The following is a 19,157-nucleotide window of genomic DNA, read 5'->3' on the forward strand; positions in this document are numbered from 1 at the left end:
GCCGAATAGGTCACTGAAAACCGTCCGCGGCAGTTCGCCGGCGGACTCGCCGGTGGTGAGCCCTGTCGGCTCGCCCGAGGGGTGTCGCTCAGGCTGATTCCACTCGTGCCGAAGCTATTTCGGGTTCAGATGAGAGGAGTTCGGGGCGCGGAATTTTCTTTTCACGATCCGCTTGACAGCGACCGGGGTATCGAGCGTTCATAGGAGCGGCAATGACACCGACCCCGGGAATTTCACCCCGATCCGGTGTGGTTGCCGTCCCGGCCGGGACATGACCCATTCACCCGAACCACATTGCTGGAGGGATCTGTCATGTCCACACGTAAGAAGAACGCCACGGCGCCCGCATCCGCCACGCCCGATCAGGCCCCTGACACCGCCGCTGCCGCCCTGGACAGTGGATCAGGGGACACTGGTGTGCCCGTGCTGCGCAACGACACCGACGCGGCGCTGTGGGCCGCGCTGGGCACCCACCCCGGATCCACTACGGCCGCATTGGCAGATGTGGCCGGGGTCGGGGTGTCAACCGCCCGGCGCGCGCTGCTCAGCTGGGAGACCGCCGGGGCCGCTCGTTCCCACAGCGACCCTGAATCGCCCCGCGCGGCCAAAACATGGACCACAGCCGAACCCGCTGCTGCACCCCAGCCCGCCACCGCACCGGAACTGGCAGCCTCCGAACCGGCTGCGCCCGAACCGGCCGCCGAGGCGGTCACGACGAGCACCGACTCCGAGGCGCCCGCTGACCCCGCGCCCGCCGATCCCGGGCAGGCAGACACGCCCGTAGCAGGCCACACGGGCGACGAGAGCGCCGACACGACCCCGATCACCCCGGCCGGGGGCGATGATCCGGCAGTGGCCCCGCCGGAGTCGGGCCCCCGGTTGCGTTCGGGCGCGTTGCGGGGGCAGGTCGAGGATTTCCTGCGCGATCACCCGGACGAGGAGTTCAGCCCGCACCAGATCGGCAAGGCACTCGACCGTTCCAGCGGCGCGGTCCACAACGCCTTGGTCACTCTCACCAAGGGCGGGACCGCGCGCCAAACCAGTACGGCGCCCAAACGATTCACCCTCGCCTCGGCCTGACGAGACGATGCCGAGATCCCCGGAGAGCCTAGCTCCGGGGAGCCCGGCACCGCTCCCACAATTTATCCCTTCGAAAGGTGCTTGACCATGTTCACTACTTCCCACTCGGCTGTTATGGCGGAGTCCCTGCATCGCGTGTTCGCCAACTCCCCGCACGCCGCCGACAGCCTCGAGTTGTGGCTTGCGGTGTCGGCCGAGGCCGACCGTCAGCTGCGCTTGCGCATCCACCCGGCCCTGGCGTCGTGGGTGCCGGTGTTCGTGCATTACCGGATGGCGCGCACCGAGGGCGAGTTCTTCCCGTTCACCGGCGCAACACGGATCGTGACGGGACCGTTGACCGGCACGGCCTACACCGACCCCGAAAGCGCCGCCCGTGCGGTTGTCAGTGCGGCCCCCGCCCTGGTGATCGGCCGCGCCGACACCGAGACCGGTGACCAGACCGACACAGTCGAATCGCCCAGGCAGGTGCCGTCCTGGCGATTCCGGGCCACCGGTGCCCCGGCTACGCCACCTGCTGTGCTGCCGCTCACTTCCTAGCCCCTGCTCGCTGAAACGGCCGGTGGGGCCGAGCATCTGCTCGGTCCCACCGGCCGTTCGTCGTCTGGCTGGTTGTGTGGTGTGCGGGTTATTTCGTGGCGTCGATCGTCTGGGTGAGCCAGTTCGCCAGCAGCGCGGCGGCGGTGTCGTGACCGGTGGGCACGCCCATGTCACTGTCTGTGCGGGCCGGATCGTCCGGGACGGTACCGGTGGTGGCGGTGTAGGTCTGGGCCAGGGAGGGCAACTGTGTGCCGGTGAACGCCGAGGCGGTGGCGGCGAGTAGGTCGGCGGCGATCGGGGCCATTCCCGATAGCGCCAGCGCGGCCCCGAGGGGGTCCCCGGCGACCAGTATTTCGGCGGCGGTCCAGGCGATCTCCTGGGCACGGCCGGCTCCTTCGGCGACGCGGGTGATGTCGAGGCCGGCGAGGAGCCCGACGACCTCGGAGGCGATCGCGGCCACGCCGGTGGTGTCCAGCGGCGCGGCCAGGGCCAGGGCGCGCGCCACCAGCCGCAGGTCGATATCGGCGGCCATCGCGACCAGCGGGTGGAACTGGTTGTTCAGATTCCCCGCGACCCGGTGCAGCCCAGGAACATCACCACGGCCCAGGAGAGTAGGTAGCTCGGCGAGGCCGGTGACGATGGCGGGCACGTTCGCGGCGAAGGCGGCCAGCCCGTGCACCACGGTGACCACCTGCGTGAGCACCTGAGCAGGAGTGAGCGCCCCCGTCTGGGCCGAGGTGATGGCCGGTGTAGTCGTGGTGGTCGGCATCTGCGTCGAGGTCGAGTCCGGGGCTGGGGTGGCGGTGAGGGCGCGTACGACCGCATCGAGGGCGGTCGATTCCTGAGCAGTGCTGGAACAGTATGGGTCTTGGGCGGAGCAAATAGCGCGGACACGGCCGGTGAGATCGCCGAAGTCCCGTGGACGAGGGCCCGCGACGCCGCGGCCGGCCACCGGGGTCCCCAACTGCGGGGTGCTCGGGTCGCGGTGAGGGTCGGAGACGAGTCCGACCGCCACCACTCGGGAGGCCGGGAGCGGGCCGTCGCTGTTGCCGATCGCCGCGGCGAGGTCACCGACGGCAGCGGCGCCTTCGGCATGCCCGACCAGGACTACGCGCGTCTGCGCACACAACGCCGACACAGCCGCGGTGAGCGCTGGTTCGCCGGGGGATGCGGTCGAGGAGTGAGTCGTGTCGGTGGTGCGGGTGAGGGTGCGGACCTCGATATCGATCCCGTAGCGGGTGGTCAGCGAGTCTGCGACCGGGGGGAGCACCCCCACCGGCCCGCTCGAACCAGTGGCAGGGGTCGTCTCGAACGTGCCCGGTACCAGCAGTGCGGTCCACCGTGGGCAGTTCGCGGCAGCGAAGCCGGGTGTCGGGTCGGCGTTGGCGACACCGGCGCCGGAGATCGTGGCGGTGGTCATGGCCGCACACAATGCTGCGTGTGCGACGCGGTGGCCCGTGCTGACGGGCCGGTGGCGGGTGGGGCGGATGCGCATGGAGAGTCTCCTTGTCGGGTGGATGGGCCGAGCGCCGTCTGTCACGGCGAGTCGGAAGCGAAGGGGCGCGGGATGGAGCGTTGCGGCGTGCAGAGTCAGGGCGCGGCACGAGGTTCGGTATGGGCGGGCGAGCCGCTGGCTGGGCGGGTAGCGGTGTAGAAGTCGTCACCTGTCCACCGGTAGGGCGAGATCTGGACGGGCTCTTCGAATGTGGGTGCGTGGATCATTTGCCCGTTCCCGAGGTAGATACCGACGTGGTGGACGTCGACGGTGGTGCCGTAGAACAGCAGATCCCCGGGGGCCAGTCCCGCTTCGGGGACGGTGGGGCCGGTGCGGACCTGGTCGTAGGTGGTGCGGGGGAGAGCGATTCCGGCGGACCGGTAGGCGGCCTGGGTGAGTCCGGAGCAGTCCCAGCCTCCGCTCGATTCGGGCCCGTTACCACCCCAGACATATGGCTGTCCGAGCTGAGCGCAAGCGAAGGAAATAATCTGCGCGGCAACACGGTTCGTGCCTGTCTGGGTATGGCAGTCGCCCCCGCCGGGGGTGTCGGTGGCGCGGTAGCGGGCGGCCTGATCGAGGACTTGGTCGACGTACCAGTCGGCGTGGTTGTAGGCGAAGATCGCGGCGCGCAGGTCGGCGGGTGCGCCGGAGTCACACAAGTAGAACGCGGCAGCGTGCACAGCATCGTGCGGGTTGTAGCGCGAGGGCGGGCTCTCCCCGCCGGCAGGCAGCCGGTGGCGGATGGTCACGGCGTCGAAGGTCGAGGCCAGGAACTGCATTGGCCCACCAGCACCGGAGGAGTTCTCGCCCGAGGTCACTCCGGGGAGGGGGGAGCGGCCGTGGTCGGTTTCGATCTTGCCGATCGCGGCGAGCACCGACCAGTCCAAACCGGGACAGTGCTGGGCCGCAGCCTGATACAGCACCAGCATCTCCGCCGGGATGTCGTGGCGGGCTTCTGGGCTCGGGATGGAGCCGGTGCCGGTCGAGGCTCCCGGGGCCGGGGTGGACAGAGACTGGTCGAACACGATGACGGTGGTGACCACGGCCGCGATCACGACCACGAGGAACACGACCGCTGCGCAGCCCGCGCCGAGTGCTTTGACCAGCATCAGCGGTTCACCAGGACTCGTAGAGCGGTGGAGTGGGTGGTGGTGGGGCCAGGAGGATCAGCCCGCCCGAAGGCACCCAGTTCTGCTCGCTGTGGAGTTCGTCGTCGGGCGGGGTGCGCCCTGGCCACACGGTGGCGAGTTCGTTCAGGCGTAACCGATCGCTGTCACGGTCCAGCGGTAGCCACACCTGGTCGGCGGGGCTGGCCTCGGGTTTCGGGGTGAGGAGTTCGGCGGCGGCGGTGGCGAGGGGTACGGCTTCGGGGTCGGGCAGGCGTTGCCAGGTTTGTCGCAAGGCTGTGCGAGCGCCGGCTTCACGCAACGTGGTCGGGGTCCACAGCAGCACAGGGGTGGGGATCCCGGTGGTGCGGGCCAGTTCGCTGTAGCCGTGCAGTTTGGCAGCGACCCGGGTCAGAGTGGTGGAGGCGAGGTCGTATTCGAGGAAGAAATCGAGGGTCGCCTCGGCGAGCGTGTAGCGGCCGAAGGCGTCGGGGCGTGCGAGGTCTCCCCAGAGGCGTTGGCAGCGGGTTTGTGACCACCATGCCTGTACTCGGGCTTGCTGGCCGCGTTCGTCGTGGGGTGCGTGTGCGGTGAGGGTGGTGAACCAGGTGTTGACGCCGAGGGTGTGGGTCAGGTGCAGGCTGTGGGCGATGGCGAGGGTGCGTTGGTGGTTGTAGCCGAGTTCGCGTACGCTGATGCCGGCTTCGGCGGCAAGCACGCTGGCTCCAGGCGGGGCCAGGACCCAGTGCATCGGTGCGCTGCCCCGGGTGCGTAAGGGCCGGAACCGTTCCAGGACACCGTAGCGGTGCAGGCGGTTCAGGCGCCGCAACGCCATGACGGTATTGGTGAAGGCGAGTGCGGCGAGCTGGTTGGTGGTCAGGACGCGGTGCTCGTGCAGCATCCGCAAAATCCAGCGGTCACGCTCGGTCAACCGCGCCACCAGCACGGTCATGTCGACCGGTCCGGTCTGCGCGGCGCGGGTCTCAGGGCGGGGCTTGCGTCGATCTTCTTGCCGATCGGGTCGAGAGATCATCGCTACGGCAACCTTTCTCGGAGAGGCCGGGTCGGATGGCTAGCGCTGGCGCGGGTCGTGCCGTGCAGGGTTCGGCTGCTCGTCACGGTCGAGGACCGGCGCGCGGCCGGGGTCGGGCGTGTGTGCCGGTGTGGTGAGGTGGGCGCGGGCAGCGGCGGCGATTTCGCGGGCACGTCCCGGGGTTGGTGCGGGCAGCCGTTGGGTGGTGAGGGTGAATGGGCGGGCGTTGCGGCCGTCGACCAGCAGCCGGGCGGCGGCATGGAAGGCATCGAGGTGGGACAGGTCGTGCTCGGACAACCACGGCTCGGTATGGCGGGCCAGATCCCGGGCGTCGTCGGGACTGACCGCGAACACGATCTTGTTGCGGGCATTCGCCGAGATCCCGTCGCGTAGTTCGCGGGAGAGTTGGCCGAGGTTCTGGTGCGCGAGCAGCAGTGACAGGCGCAGTCCGCGGGCTTCGGCGAGCATGTCCTCGATCGGGGTCGAGAGGTTGAGGAAGTTCTGTGCCTCGTCGAGCACGAGCGCGGCGTCGGGCCGGTCGGCGGAGGGCACCCGAGCGCGGGCGGTGACCGCCTGCCAGGTGCGGGCCACGAGTAGGGACCCGACCAGGCGGCTGGTCTCCTCCCCGAGTGAGCCTTTCGGCAGTCTCGCCAGGCATATCCCGCCCTGGTCGAGGATGTCGGCGAACTCGACCGTGGAGGGCCCACCCGCGATGGCCGCGCGCACGAACGGGCGCAGCAGGAACGCGCGCAGCTTGTTCAACAACGGGCCGGTGAGCTGGGCGCGGCCGGTATCGGACAGCGTCTCGTAGCTGTCCCAGAATCCGCGGAGGACCGGGTCTTTGGTGGTGCGGGTGACGCGGGCCCGGAAGGCAGGTTCGGTGAGCAGGCGGGGCAGGTCGGCCAGAGTGGCGGTGCCGGGTTGAGCACACAGGGTCAGCAGGCTGGCGCGCATGATGTCGTCAGTGCGCGGCCCCCACCATTGGTGAAAGATCCGGTGGAACACGGTGACGAGGTTGTCAACCGCCAAATCCATTCCCGCCCGCCCGATCCGCCCGATATCCAGGGGATTCACACACGGCGGCGGAGCGGCGGAGTCGGCATCGAAGAGCACCACCCGCTCACCCATACGCGCCGGCAACCGCGACAACACATCGGTGACGAGGTCGCCCTTGGGATCAACGACGATCACCCCACGCCCGGCCTCGGCATCATCGAGGATCGTGCGCGCCAGCAGAGTCGATTTGCCGACACCGGTGGGCCCGAGGATATGCAGGTGATGGCGGGCATCGGAGATCTTGACCGCAACCGGGCGACGAGTGCCGGTATCAGCGAGGCCCAGCGGCTTCGTGAACTCCCCACCGACCGGGATCTCAGGGGCGGGAGACAGGGCGCGGGCTCCGGCACGTTGCAGGCCGGGCAGCCCGGTCTCGGTGGGCAGATGCGCGATCGTCGCCAGCTCGGGCACCGACAACACATCCCCACGCCCGAGCCGCCTCTGCCGGATCAAGGTCGCGAGCCGGAGGCGGCGCCGCCTCCGGTAGTAGTTGTGATCGGTGCATGCCCCGAACACGGTGGCCAGGGCGTCGGCGCGACCCCGCGCCACCGCCCGCGCCTGCGCTCTCGGGTTCGTGTCGTCGAGGTCGTCGGAGACCGGAATCGAGGCGGCGTAGCGGACAACGGTCTCCCAGTGCGCTCCCCGGGCCTTGGTTGCCGCCGCGCGGGCGGCGGCGCTGTACTCCATCACCGCCTGCCGGTCGCCGCCCCGCCGCTCGCCGGGCCCCCAGGCGCGGGTCGGGCGCGCGGTGCTTGTGCCAGGGGTGAGAAGGTTCAATGCCTCGCGCAGCAGCCCGGTCACGATCCCTGCGGGGGCGTTGGTGGTTGCTGTGGTGCGGAGGGCACGGGCGGCGCGGCGGCCGGTGACCGGGCGGGCCAGGATCTGCACGCAGACGGCTTGGCCGGGTGCGAGGTCGTCGGCGGCGGTGATCAGGTTACGTACGAGATCACCGGCGTGGTCGGTGCTCAACGGGAGCCCCTCCCGCCGTCCCAGCCGTAGCTCGCCTCCGGCCACGATCCGTTCCACGCCTTTCACCGGGGCCGGTAGCGGGGGCCGGGCGGGTTCTCCGGTCTCGGTGTGCGCGCCGAGCCACGCCGAGGCGATGGCCCGCTCGATGAGCCCAGGCGGGATCGCGCCGGGCACCCAGAGCCGGATCGCGGCCCCCTCATCGGGGGTCACGGCGTATTCGAAACCGAGATGCGGTTGCCCCAGCAGCAGCCGCGCCCAGGCCGGGCGCAACTGGCCGATCAGATGCGCCCAGAAAGTTAGCGCGCCTTTGGCGTCGACCTCGGGAGGCGTGAGCACGGTGATCTGGCGAGCACTCGCATTCAGCCGCCGCCGGCGCCACCGCCCTAGAACTCCCACCGCGGCGAGCACACCCAGCACGCTCAGTACTCCAGTGGTCCCGGAGGCCGAACCGAGCCCCTGTTCGACCGCCTCGGCCAGATCACGTGCTGCCGCGCCATGCGCGAGAAGCGCCCGGCCCAGCCACCCCTGCTCAGGGCTCGCGATGGTGGCACTCACGCCGCCACCGACCCTGGCCCGGCATCGCCGTCCGTCCCCTGAACCGGCGCAGTACCGTAGGGGAATCGCGTACGTGCCCTCCGGTGTTCGGTCGAGGCGGCAGCGTCCGGTTTGCGCAGAACGACCACATCCTCGTGCGCAATCAAGTGCATCGGCAGCCCGGCAGCGCGTTGCTTGACGACGAAATCGCGCTGGAAGAAACTGCTACGCGCGACGAGTTCACCGTCGGACAGCCGCCCCAGCAGTGCCACGCACCGTTCGACCGGGACCAGCCCGGCCAGCTCGCCGCAGGTGAACAAGTGGGTGGGCAGGTTCACCAGCTCGGCGTGCTGGCGCCACGGCCGGGCGGTGACCACGACATGCCCGCCCGGGGCGAGGTACTCGGCGGCTCCGGCGAGGATTTTCGTGAATCCGGACAGCAGCCGGCCGATTCCGACGTTGGCCAAATTGCCGCGGTCGAGCACCGCCCCGTAGCGGTGATTCGTTTTGACCACCGGGGCTTTGCCGTTGGCGCGGACGTGGCCGTGCAGGGAGTCACCGTAGGGCGGGGAGGTGATCACCAGATCCACCTGCCCCCGAAGCTCTTGCGGTATCAGTGTGGTGAGTTTGCGGGCATCGCCGTGGTAGACGTCGGCATCGAGATCGATCCCCGCTTCGCGCGCCAGCGCGATGTTGGTGCGTGCCAGTTCGGCCCATCGGGTCTCGTATTCCACACCGGCGGCCCGGCGGCCGAGGTGCAGGGATTCGATGAGGGTGGTGCCGATGCCGCACATGGGGTCCAGAACGAGCCCGCCGGGGTGGGTGTAGGTCGTCACCGCGTGTTGCACGATTGCGGGGAACATCTTCGCCGGGTGCGCGGTGCTGTCGGGGTGATAGCGTCCCCGCCGCTGCGCGGCGGGCGCGTTCTGAGCGGTTGCCCACACCGACACCGGCGCATCGATGGGGCCAGTGGGCGTGGTGGTTACCGAGTTGGTGTAGGCGGCGGTGGTGCTGGGTTCGGGAGTCATCGAGTGGTCCTTTTCTGATCGGGTGGTGTGCGAGATGGCGAGCCGGGCGAGTCAGCCGTGTTCGGGCTGGAGGAAAACGAGGACGTCGGTATGGGCGACGGTGTGCCGCGGAATGCCGGGCGTTGTCTGCTCGGCGGGCGCGGGGGCGGTGATGGTGTGGCCGGTGACCGGGGCGGCGATGACGTGCTGGAGGTAGAGCAGATCGGCGGCCTGGGCGGCAGATACGACCGGACCGGCAGGATCGAGCAGGATCCCGGAATGGCTGTGGCGGCACCGGCTGAGAACAACCAGCAAACCGCCCATCGCCATCACTTCGGTGGCGAGCGCGGTGACGTGTTCGGCGGCTCGGATCGGGTCGAAGTGGTCGGCGAGCAGGCTGGCGATGACCAGATCCACCGGTTCACCGGGATGGCTCGGGTGGGTGGGGACGTCGAGGCTGTGGCGGTCCAGATCGCGGATCGCGGCGAGGGCGTGGGCGGTGTCGGGCTCGATCATCCGCAGCGTGCCCCGGCTGGTCGGGGCCGGCCAGCCGATCAACATCACTCGCGAGCCCGGCGTAGAGAACTCCCGGACCGTGTGGGCCAGGATCGGCTCGGGCCAGCGGTAGTCGGGATCGAGGGCCTTGGTGCCGACCGCCCACAAGGTTGAGGGGACACGCACCGTGGGCATCGGGGTAAAGGGCCGGGGTCGGCGAGAACTGACGGTCATAACGACTCCTGACGAGAGAGCGGTGTGTACTCGCTTACTTCCGCCGAAAAGCCGATTTTTGGACAATGCTCTTCGAACAAGTCTGGATAATTTTGCTGAATAGCGAGAACTGGCAAGGGCTTCCGGTTCGGGGTGCCGCAAATTTTTTCGAGATTCTTTTTCGATGGTTTGCCGAGGTAGGTGGATGTGCTATCCGCGTCCTATCCAAACCACATCCAAACCACATCCGCGCATAAACAATTACTGGTAGGTCCATTCGCGTTGAGTGGTTGACGCCCGGGGTGATCGGTCGCCAAATGTTCGCCGGTTGAGCCCGGATAGGTCTTGGGGGTGGTTTGGATAGGTTCCGGGTGCGGTTTGGATGTGGTGTGGATGCGTTTCGGATAGAGGCCGCTGGTGTCGTTGTGAGGTCGGATTTTTTTCCACCGAGCAGGGAGTATCTGGTGACGAATTCGGAATTCGTGAAATATGCGGGAGCGGGTGGTTCGCCGCTCGGGGTGGTGCGGTCGAGTTTCGACCGGATCACCGATCAGCGGTTGCCCACCGATCCGCGACCGGTACCGAGCCCGGCGGCAGCGGTCGCAGGCCCTGTCGAGTCGTGGGGCGGGTTGCGTGAGCGGTTGTGGGATCCCGCGGTGCCGATCGCCGAGATCGACTCGATCTGGGTGTGGCTGATCGAACGCGCACGCACCTGCGGCGAGGACGCGATGCTGGTGTGCGCCGGCCTGGCGGTGCCGATGCTGGCCAGGGCCGCGAGAGAGTACGACGCCGTGGGCAGCGGCCACCGCCACGATGTCGAGTCGGAAGTACTGACGGAATTCCTCACCTCCCTCGGCCGCGTCGCACTAGACCGGCCGGGAGTGTGGCATCGGTTGCGGTGGGTGGCCTACCGCGCCACACGCAAGGCAGCGAATCAACAGCAATCAGGGGTGATGTCGGCGGGCGACATCGACGGCGACCTCGGTCCGCTCATGACACAGGCGCGATCGACGCTCGCCGAACCCGGCCATCCCGAGCAGGTACTCGCCCACGCCGTGACCGTCGGCGTCCTCACCGAGAACGCGGCGGAACTCATCGCGGTCTCACGGTGGGAAGGCCGGTCACTGACAGCGATCGCCGCCGAACGCGGCCAATCGCTGTGGAAACTCCACAAGCAACGCCGCCGCGCCGAACACCGGCTGGCGGCCTGGCTCACCGAACAAGCCCTGGACCTGGAGGTGGGCAACACCAGCCCGGTCGAAGCGCAGGCAGTCGCCACCCTCGCACCGGTCGCGCGCACCGGGTCCGCGCCGCAGCGAGGCCGCCGGCCGAAACAGGACATCCCGGCACCGGAATCTTCGGGCACCGAGCACGGGCAGGTGGCCGCATGAACGCGAACCGCGGACACCTCAGTGAGGCGCCACTGGCGCCGGGTCGGCAGCCGGTTCTGCGGCGGTGGGCCACGATCCTCGCGATGGTCTGCGCCACCGTGGCGTTGCTGGTGTTGACTGCCGGATCGGCATCGGCCGTGCCGCCGCAGACCGTTGTGCTGGCGGTCGCCTCGTCGCTGGATGAGGTGATCGACAACGCCCGCAACTGGGTGATGGGGATTCTCGCCGGGCTGGCAACGCTGTGCCTGACCGTGGCCGGTGCGCGCTATCTGCTCGGTGGCGGCGATCCCGCCGAAACCGAGAAAGCCAAGACCGCCTTCCGCGCCGCGTGCCTGGGCTATGCGCTGGCGGTGCTGGCACCGGTCATCGTCGCTGTTCTCAAATCCATCGTCGGAGGCTGACATGACGGCCTCACACGCCACCGGCTTCACCGTCGTTTCCGGACGAGGACTGCGCCTCGTCCACACCGCAGGAGTGGCGGCAGTGTTGGTCGCGGTACTCGTCGGCCACACCGGCGCGGGCGGTGCCACCGCCCAGCCCGCACCGCCGACTGTGCCGGTGACCCCGACACCGGCCACACCCGCCCCACCGACACCCCTGCCGCCGACCACGACCCCGCCGTCGAGGTGGGTGACCCCACCCTCCACCACCGCCCCGGGCCCGGTCTCGCCCGCACCGACCACGCCCGGTGCGCCGTCCCCGGTTCCGGGGGGTTCGTCGGGGTCTGCCGAGTGCGGGGTCACCGATATCAACGGGTGTGTGGAGAACGCGATCGACGGGTTCTTCCAGCGGATCGTCGAGTCCGCGCTCAACCCGTTGCTCGACCTGTTGTCGAAGACGCTGCTGACCACTCCCGAGCCCGGGGAGATACCGCAGATCGGAGTGCTGTGGGACCAGTCGTGGCAGGTGGTCACCACCCTGTATGTGCTGGTGGTGATGGCGGCGGGGGTGCTACTGATGATGCGCGAAACCGTGCAGACCCAGTGGTCGATACGTGAACTCGCGCCCCGGCTGGTGGTCGGGTTCGTTGCCGGGGCGCTGAGCATGGTGATCGCCACGGCCGCGATCGGCTTCGCCAACGCCCTCGCCCACGCGGTCGCCGGCGCCGGCGTCGACTCCGGCTCGGCCGCTGATGCGCTGGCCGAACTCGCGGTCACCAGCGACCAGAGCCGCGGGTTCGCGTTGCTGTTGTTCCTGGCGTTGGTAGTGATGCTGGTCGTGCTGCTCATCAGCTACGTCGTGCGAGTCACGATCACGATCCTGCTGATCGTGGCCGCACCCTTGGCATTGATGTGCCACGCGCTGCCCGGCATCGACGGGCTAGCGCGGTGGTGGTGGCGCAGTTTCGCTGCGTGCCTGGGGATCCAGGTCGTGCAATACCTGACGCTGGTGACCGTTTTGCGGGTGCTGCTCACCCCGGGCGGATGGCATCTGTTCGGCCCGGACGCCAACGAGATCGTGAACATGATCGTCGCTTTGGCGTTGATGTTCGTGTTGATCAAGACCCCGTTCTGGCTGCTGTCGGTGCTCAAGATCGGGCAAGGTCGTTCATTCGTCGGGTCGATCGTGCGTGGCTTCCTCGCCTACAAGACCCTCGGCCTGCTCAAAGGCGCCACCGCGAGCAGCGCACGCACCGCCGCCACAGCAGCCACCGCCGGGCCAGCGACCCGGCTCCTGCCGCGAATGCCACGCACCTCCGCGGGCGGTGCTGGGCCTGCCGATCCGTATGCGCGGGTGCGCGCCACCCGCGACTGGCAACTGATGCTGCCCCTTGAAGGGGTGCGGCGAATTCGGCGGCAACCGAACTCGACCGAGGCAGGTTCTACTACTGCGGCTCCGGCTCGCCCGGCGCGCGCGCCGCGCGGGCGCCAACTCGCGTGCGACTTCACCGAGCCCGACCCATATCGGGGAATCCGACCCGGGCGCGGCGGTCAGTACCCGTTGCCGATCCCAGTGCGCCGGGCACGGCCCTCACCACCACCGACACCGCCGCAACTTCCACCGGTCCGAGTGGCTCCGCGTCGTCGACCCGAACAGCTCGCCTTCGACTTCGCCGAACCAGCCCCGGCCGACCCCTACGCACGAAACCGGCCCACCCGCAGCGGTCAGTACCCGCTGCCGTTCCCGGTGACCCGGGTCAAACCCGCACCCCCGCCACCCACCACACCCCAGCCACCCACACCAGCGCGTCCGGCGGGGCGGCAGCTGCACCTGCCGATGCCCGACCTGCCCGTACGCCGTCGCGCGCCACGAGCTCCCCGAGGAGGAACACCGCGATGAGCACGATCGTGCGTATCCCCGCCGATGTCGACCGCAGCGACAAGCTGCTCGGCCCCTTCACCGCCCGCCAGCTCGCCATCCTCGCCGCCACCGCCGTCCTGCTGTACTCGGCGTGGATCGCGACCCGGGCCGCACTCGCCCCTGCGGTGTTCCTGACCGCCGCCACTCCGATCGCGGTCGTGGTCACCGTTGCCATCTCGACCCGCCGGGACGGACTCTCCGCGGACCTGCTGCTGGTTGCCGCGATCCGGCACCACTTCTCATCCCGTCACCTTGTGGCCGGTGCCGAGGCAACTGCGCTCGCGGCACCGAGGTGGATCACCGACCGGGGCACGCGATCCCGGCCCCGCCCGCCGCGCCCGGTAGCGCTGTCGACCCGGGAGCAGCGGCTGCCGGAGTTGGTTACCCCCGGCAGCACTGGTGTCGGGGTGGTCGATCTCGGATCCGATGGGCTGGCTGTCGTCGCGGTCGCGGGCACCTTGAACCTGTCGTTGCGAACACCGGCCGAGCAGGACAGCCTCGTCGGACAGCTCGCAGGTTGGCTGCACACCCTGCGCCAGCCCGTCCAGATCCTCATCCGCTCGGCCCGCCTGGACCTCACCACCCACCTCACCGCCCTGCACACCGCCGCCCAAGAGATGTCGCCGGAGCTGGCCGCCGCCGCGGCCGACCACGCCGCGCACCTGAGCGACCTCACTGCGGGGGAGTACCTGGCCCGCCGCCAAGTGCTGCTCGTCTGGCGCGAACCGCTTGATCACCCCACCACCGTCTCGCCGCGGGCCAGCCTGTTCGGGCGAGCGCGGGCCCGGCGTGCTGTGTCGGCCGCTGCGCGTCGCGGCGCGGAGTCGCGGCTGCTGCGTCGGCTCAACGAGGCCGCCTCTGTCCTATCCCCGCTGGGTGTGACCGTCACCGCCCTCGATGACCTCCAGGCCAGCGTGGTCTTGCGCAGCTGCTGCAATCCCGAGGGCCTCGTTTCCGCCGCGGCCGACGTCTCGCCGACAGCGGTCGTGACCGCCGCCGGATCGGGCGAGGCCGGGGCGCTGGACCCGTTCGCAGCGCCGGACGGGGTCGAGTTCGCGCCCGAGTCGTTGACGATCGGCACCCGGCACCTCGAGGTCGGCGGGGACTGGGCCGCCACCGTCGCGGTCACTGGATACCCGAGGGAAGTCACGGCCGGCTGGCTCGCGCCGCTGCTGACCCATCTCGGGCGCGTCGAGGTCGCCGTGCACATCGATCCCGTCGACCCGGTCACCGCCGCCAGCCGGTTGCGTCGCCAACTCGCGCGCCTGGAGTCCTCCCGCATGCACGACGCGGGCCGGGGCCGGCTATCAGATCCGCAGGTCGATGTCGCGGTCGAAGACGCCGCCGAGCTGTCGGCGCGCGTGGCACGCGCCGAAGCACGGTTGTTCCGGGTGGGGATCTACCTCACCGTCCACGCCGACACCGAAGCCGAACTCGCCGACGAACTCGCCGCCGTCCGAGCACTGGCCGCGAGCCTGCTCGTGGACACCTGCACCCTCGCCTACCGCGCCGCCCAAGCCTGGACCACCACCTTGCCCCTGGGCCTGGACCTGATCCGGGTGCGGCGCACCTTCGACACCACCGCCCTCGCCGCGGCGTTCCCCTTCGACTCCCCGCAACTGCCCGCCGCCGACCCGGTACAGGCCGAACGCCCTTCGGGTGTGTTCTACGGCCGCGACGCCGCCTCGGGACTGCTGTTCGTGGACCGCTTCGGCCCCGAGGCCCACAACCACAACCTCGTTGTCCTAGGCCGCAGCGGCGCAGGCAAGTCGTATCTGGTCAAGGCCGAGATCCTGCGCTCGCTCTATCGCGGGATCGAACAAATCGTCATCGACCCCGAAGACGAATACCGCCGCCTCGCCCACGCGGTCGGCGGCACCCACCTGCGCCTCGGCTCCGAAGGGCAGCGACTCAACCCCTTCGACCTGGAAATCCACACCCGCCCCGGCGGCAGCCGCAGCGCCCCCGTCGACGCTCTCACCCGCCGCAAATTGTTCCTGCACACCCTCATCACGGTCCTGCTCGGCGACCAAAACCCCGCCCAGCGAGCAGCCCTCGACACCGCGCTGTCGGCCACCTACTCCGATGCCGGAATCACCGACGACCCCGCCACCTGGACCCAGCCCGCCCCGACCCTGAGCGGCCTGCGCGAGCACCTGGCCCGGCTCGCGACACCGGCGGCCGGCGAGATCGCCGACGGACTCGCGCCCTACGTCGGCGCCGGCGCCTATGCCGGGCTGCTCGACGGGCCCACCACCACCGAACCCGAAGGCGGGCTGGTGGTGTTCTCACTGCGGGAGCTACCCGAAGAACTCAAGACCATCGGCACCCTGCTGGTCCTCGACGCGACCTGGCGGCGGGTCTCCAACCCGGCCGACCGGCGGCCCCGCATGATCACCGTGGACGAAGCATGGCTGCTCATGCGCCAACCCGCCGGAGCCCAGTTCCTTTTCAAGGCGGCGAAGAGCTTCCGCAAACACTGGGCCGGGCTCACCGTCGCCACCCAGGACAGCACCGATGTCCTGTCCACCGAACTCGGCCGCGCGATCGTCTCCAACGCCGCCACCCAGATCTTGCTCCGCCAAGCACCTCAAGCCATCGACGAGGTCGCCGCGGCGTTCCGGCTCTCCGACGGAGAACAACAGTTCCTGCTCTCCGCCGCACGCGGCAGCGGACTGCTCACGGTCGGCGGCACCGACCGCGCGGTGTTCGCATCGCTGGCCTCACCCACCGAGAACGCTCTGATCACCACCGACCCCGGCGAACTCGCTGCCAGCAACGACGAAGCCGACCCCGATATCGAGATCGACGCTACGGCCCCGTTGCCCGCTTTCACCGAACCCACCGGTCCCGAGATCACAACGCCCGCTCGCGGCGCCGGCGACATCGGTGCTCACGAGAAGGAAGAGGTGATCCTCGACAACCGCTCGGTCTGAACCGGATTCGTCCCTATGTGGCAACGAAACACCCACCCGCTGCGCCACGGCACCGCCTACCCGACCACCGCACCCCACCACAGCGGGTCACCCAGCCGGGGCCGTATTCCGCCCCGAAACGGCGGACGGGCGTGATCACGGGTGGGGGGCTAACCGGGGGCGGCCTGTACCGGTCGATACGGCGGCGGAGGCGTTGGAGGAGAGGGAAACGCTAGCCGCTGAGTAATCGCATTGTGGCAATTCAGCTGCCGACATCAGCCCGCACAGTAGGTGGTGCCAGAGAGTGAGAGGTATCTGTGAGTGAGGAATTTCAGACGCGACGGCCGTCTTTCGATGGCAACCAGCGAAACGTTAGCACCAACTCGCCAGTAGTGCTTGACAATTCGATACACATCGAGCGTTGATTGTCTGGCAATCCAATATTCGAACTATGTCGAAATCGGTTGATGAAATCATTTCAATTCGAAATGGGGAGTGAACGACGTGGAAGATAGGTTTTCCGGCTGGCTGACGACTGATGATGTGGCGGATCGATTGAAGATACCGCCAAAGACACTGGCCAACTGGGCCTCCCTTGGTAAGGGGCCCCGCTTCGCTCGCATCGGCCGCCATCGGAGATATCGGTTGGACGAATTGATGGCCTGGGAAGAGATGATGCTCGCGCGGGGCGGCGGCCACACCATCGACGAGACCGAGCATCGAGATGCCGCGTAACAGAGGCGGAACGGCGAGCGCCTTGCCTTGCCCGTCTTTACTATGGACATTCTCGTCGGTTCGGGTCGACCACCACCCGGCGAGGAAATAGCCATTGGCACAGCGAAAGCGTGTCCCTGCCGTGCGGGCTAGGAAACCGTATGACACCTGGCATCGCCGCGAACGCGACACAAACGGGCACCGGTTGAAATCGTCCAGTTACGGCAAAGGAAGGCGATGGAGAGGCGCATACCAGGACGGAATTCGCCACGCTGCCCACACGTGCGGGTTCGACACCGCCAAAGCAGCCGAACAATGGGCGCAGGACCAAGTATCGGCGATCAAAGCCGGACAGCACATAACGAAAGATGCGTCACGCGTCATGATGACCGAGTGGTGCTGGGAATGGCTCGATCTCCAGGCGATCGATCCGGGAACCTTCGGTGGCTACCGGAGCAAGATCAAGCTCATCCTCCAGTACCTCGACAGACTCGCAGTCCACGAAGTGCGTGAACCGCATGTCCTGAAACTGATGACCGGCCTGCATCGCACCGGCTATGCCTTCGACTACCGAGTCGATATCCACCGCTTGCTCACCAGGATCATGGCCGCAGCAAAACGAGCCGAGCTCACCATGGTGATGCCCTGCTCGATCGAGACCTACGCCAAACCGAACCGGGAACGCCCGAAGATCGCCGCCTACTGCCCGACGATGTCGGAGTTCTGGGCCTTCTTCCACCTGATGCCCGAAGAGACACACATCGCGGTCGCACTCGGTGTCGGTGTCGGACTGCGCCTCAGCGAGGTACTCGGCGCGAACATCGAGGACCTCAACGTCGAAGCATGCACTTACCGGCCCGTGACCCAGTACAAGCCATCTCGACGAGTCTACGGAAAGAGGATCGATACCCACGACGGCCCACTGAAGACCGAAACATCGGGGACGAAGATCCCGGTCGATCCATGGGTCGTGGACTGGCTGGTAGATCTGCTGCGTGGACGCACTACCGGCAAATTCATCGAGTTCGAAGGGAGTCGTTCAGGCGGGCGCATGTCTCAGAAGGCCCTGCGGAACCGTGTCTACGCCGCGGTGTCCGAGCTCGGCGGAGAACCAGCGAAATTGGTGCCCTGGGGTCCCGACGGAAAGATGCGCCAACAGATGGGATTCCACTCGCTCCGTCACCTGTACGGGTCGCTGTTGGCGGACGGGGCATACAGCCTGGCGGACGTGACCCGGCGCATGCGGCACAAGAACAACACGACCACCCTCGACATCTACACCCACCTGGTGGATGGACAGCGGGACACGGCACAGACCATCGGACAAGCACTTCGGCGTGGGCTGCGGGACTACCGAAAGGCAACAACTGGAATGCGGGTCGTCGGCGAATCCTAGAAGCTCCTGCCGGAATGAACCATCGACTTATCTGGCGGCCGCGGTTCCGTAGTCGGGTCGGATCGTTTTCGTCTGTGGCGGACCGGAGCCGTTGATCGCGATCGGTGCCTCTCCCGGCCCAGAAGGGGCAGCGGCAAGAGGCTTTTGCCTCACGCGCCCAAGTTCGCTGGTTCGATCTCAGCTGGGACAACCATAGAATGGCCAGGTCAAGGCGATATTTCGTCTTGACCTGGCTTTTTCGTGCAGAATGCGTGAGCGCATGGGGTTGGGTACCTCCTCACTCGATCGGGCTCATGTCCGTGTTGACGTCTTCGTCCGTGATCGGATCTCGCCGCGGAACGGTACGCGCGGAGTGTGTCCTCGCTGGTCATTCGCCGGATTGTGTCTTTGCTCAGCCTGTGCGCTCCGGCGGCGCCTTATCGAAGGCACGACCGAAGTTCAGGCACGGCTGCTCAGTGGATTGCGCGTGGCCGCTGGTGGCATCGAGCGCTCGCTGTAGTGCAGGGGCCGCAGCGCCTGCTCGCCGACGGGAATTCGACTGACAAGAACCGTCGAGACGTCGGCGCCCGGACTATCCCCGCGGGCGCGGGCCGACTGGCCCGGATCGAAAATGTTGTCCGGGATGGCAGCACCATTCCCGCGGGCGCGGGGCCGACTTCGACACAGTCTTCGAGTACCGAGCTGAATCCGGACCATCCCCGCGGTCGCGAGGCCGACCCGATCCTCGGTGACCTGCTCACCATGAACCCCGGACCATCCCTGCGTGCGCGGGGCCGACCAGGGTAAAACCTGGGGGTTCGACTCCTCAACCGGACCATCCCCGCGCGTGCGGGGCCGACCGGAGAGCCCAGTAATGCCACGCCGCAACCCGTGGACCATCCCCGCGCGTGCGGGGCCGACTACGGACTCGATACG

14 protein-coding genes and 1 CRISPR repeat array (1 of these 15 cut by a window edge) are annotated in these 19,157 nt (G+C 68.3%); of the genes, 8 read left to right on the forward strand and 6 right to left on the reverse strand.

Annotated elements, in window-relative coordinates:
* Positions 1-312: 312 nt before the first annotated feature.
* Positions 313-1,080, forward strand: coding sequence for a hypothetical protein (locus ABZV91_RS09155; RefSeq protein ID WP_355237808.1), 768 nt, complete (start codon positions 313-315; stop codon positions 1,078-1,080).
* Positions 1,081-1,167: 87 nt separating this feature from the next.
* Positions 1,168-1,617 (forward strand): hypothetical protein, encoded by a 450-nt coding sequence (locus ABZV91_RS09160; RefSeq protein ID WP_355237811.1) that lies wholly within the window; start codon positions 1,168-1,170, stop codon positions 1,615-1,617.
* 88 nt (positions 1,618-1,705) lie between these two features.
* Here the strand turns inward: ABZV91_RS09160 and ABZV91_RS09165 are convergent, their stop codons facing one another.
* From ABZV91_RS09165 to ABZV91_RS09190, 6 genes are all read right to left on the reverse strand, one after another.
* Positions 1,706-3,037 (reverse strand): hypothetical protein, encoded by a 1,332-nt coding sequence (locus tag ABZV91_RS09165; protein ID WP_355237814.1) that lies wholly within the window; start codon positions 3,035-3,037, stop codon positions 1,706-1,708.
* A 170-nt stretch (positions 3,038-3,207) separates the two neighbouring features.
* Entirely contained in the window at positions 3,208-4,221 is a 1,014-nt protein-coding gene (locus tag ABZV91_RS09170; RefSeq protein WP_355237817.1) for a bifunctional lytic transglycosylase/C40 family peptidase, read from the reverse strand.
* 7 nt (positions 4,222-4,228) lie between these two features.
* Complete coding sequence (locus tag ABZV91_RS09175) at positions 4,229-5,251, reverse strand: replication-relaxation family protein (RefSeq protein WP_355237820.1); 1,023 nt, start codon at positions 5,249-5,251, stop codon at positions 4,229-4,231.
* Between the two features lie 39 nt (positions 5,252-5,290).
* The gene (locus ABZV91_RS09180; RefSeq protein WP_355237823.1) at positions 5,291-7,831 is read right to left on the reverse strand and encodes a DUF87 domain-containing protein; all 2,541 of its coding nucleotides are present in this window, start codon (positions 7,829-7,831) and stop codon (positions 5,291-5,293) included.
* Positions 7,828-8,838: a DNA methyltransferase gene (locus ABZV91_RS09185; protein ID WP_355237826.1), complete on the reverse strand. Its 1,011-nt coding sequence runs from the start codon at positions 8,836-8,838 to the stop codon at positions 7,828-7,830. Before ABZV91_RS09185 ends, ABZV91_RS09180 begins: the two co-directional genes overlap by 4 nt.
* 51 nt (positions 8,839-8,889) lie before the next feature.
* Positions 8,890-9,498: a hypothetical protein gene (locus ABZV91_RS09190; RefSeq protein WP_355237828.1), complete on the reverse strand. Its 609-nt coding sequence runs from the start codon at positions 9,496-9,498 to the stop codon at positions 8,890-8,892.
* 491 nt (positions 9,499-9,989) lie between these two features.
* On the opposite strand from ABZV91_RS09190, the gene ABZV91_RS09195 reads away from it, so the two are divergent.
* The 6 genes from ABZV91_RS09195 to ABZV91_RS09220 all read left to right on the forward strand — a co-directional run bounded on the left by ABZV91_RS09195 (position 9,990) and on the right by ABZV91_RS09220 (position 18,242).
* Positions 9,990-10,916, forward strand: a complete 927-nt coding sequence (locus ABZV91_RS09195; RefSeq protein WP_355237831.1) for a hypothetical protein — start codon at positions 9,990-9,992, stop codon at positions 10,914-10,916.
* A gap of 83 nt (positions 10,917-10,999) precedes the next feature.
* A complete protein-coding gene (locus tag ABZV91_RS09200; RefSeq protein ID WP_355237833.1) occupies positions 11,000-11,317 on the forward strand; it encodes a pilin in 318 nt (105 codons plus the stop codon).
* 1 nt (position 11,318) lies between these two features.
* On the forward strand, positions 11,319-13,196 hold the full coding sequence (locus ABZV91_RS09205) for a hypothetical protein (protein WP_355237836.1): 1,878 nt from the start codon (positions 11,319-11,321) through the stop codon (positions 13,194-13,196).
* Entirely contained in the window at positions 13,193-16,153 is a 2,961-nt protein-coding gene (locus ABZV91_RS09210) for a PrgI family mobile element protein (RefSeq protein WP_355237839.1), read from the forward strand. Before ABZV91_RS09205 ends, ABZV91_RS09210 begins: the two co-directional genes overlap by 4 nt.
* A gap of 474 nt (positions 16,154-16,627) precedes the next feature.
* A complete protein-coding gene (locus tag ABZV91_RS09215; RefSeq protein ID WP_355237842.1) occupies positions 16,628-16,867 on the forward strand; it encodes a helix-turn-helix domain-containing protein in 240 nt (79 codons plus the stop codon).
* Between the two features lie 184 nt (positions 16,868-17,051).
* Entirely contained in the window at positions 17,052-18,242 is a 1,191-nt protein-coding gene (locus ABZV91_RS09220; protein ID WP_355237845.1) for a tyrosine-type recombinase/integrase, read from the forward strand.
* Positions 18,243-18,810: 568 nt separating this feature from the next.
* Positions 18,811-19,157: direct repeats of the CRISPR family, unit length 28 nt; unit sequence GGACCATCCCCGCGCGTGCGGGGCCGAC; it runs 1,264 nt beyond the window's last position.

This window comes from Nocardia sp. NPDC004568 (assembly GCF_040609955.1).
GTDB lineage: Bacteria > Actinomycetota > Actinomycetes > Mycobacteriales > Mycobacteriaceae > Nocardia.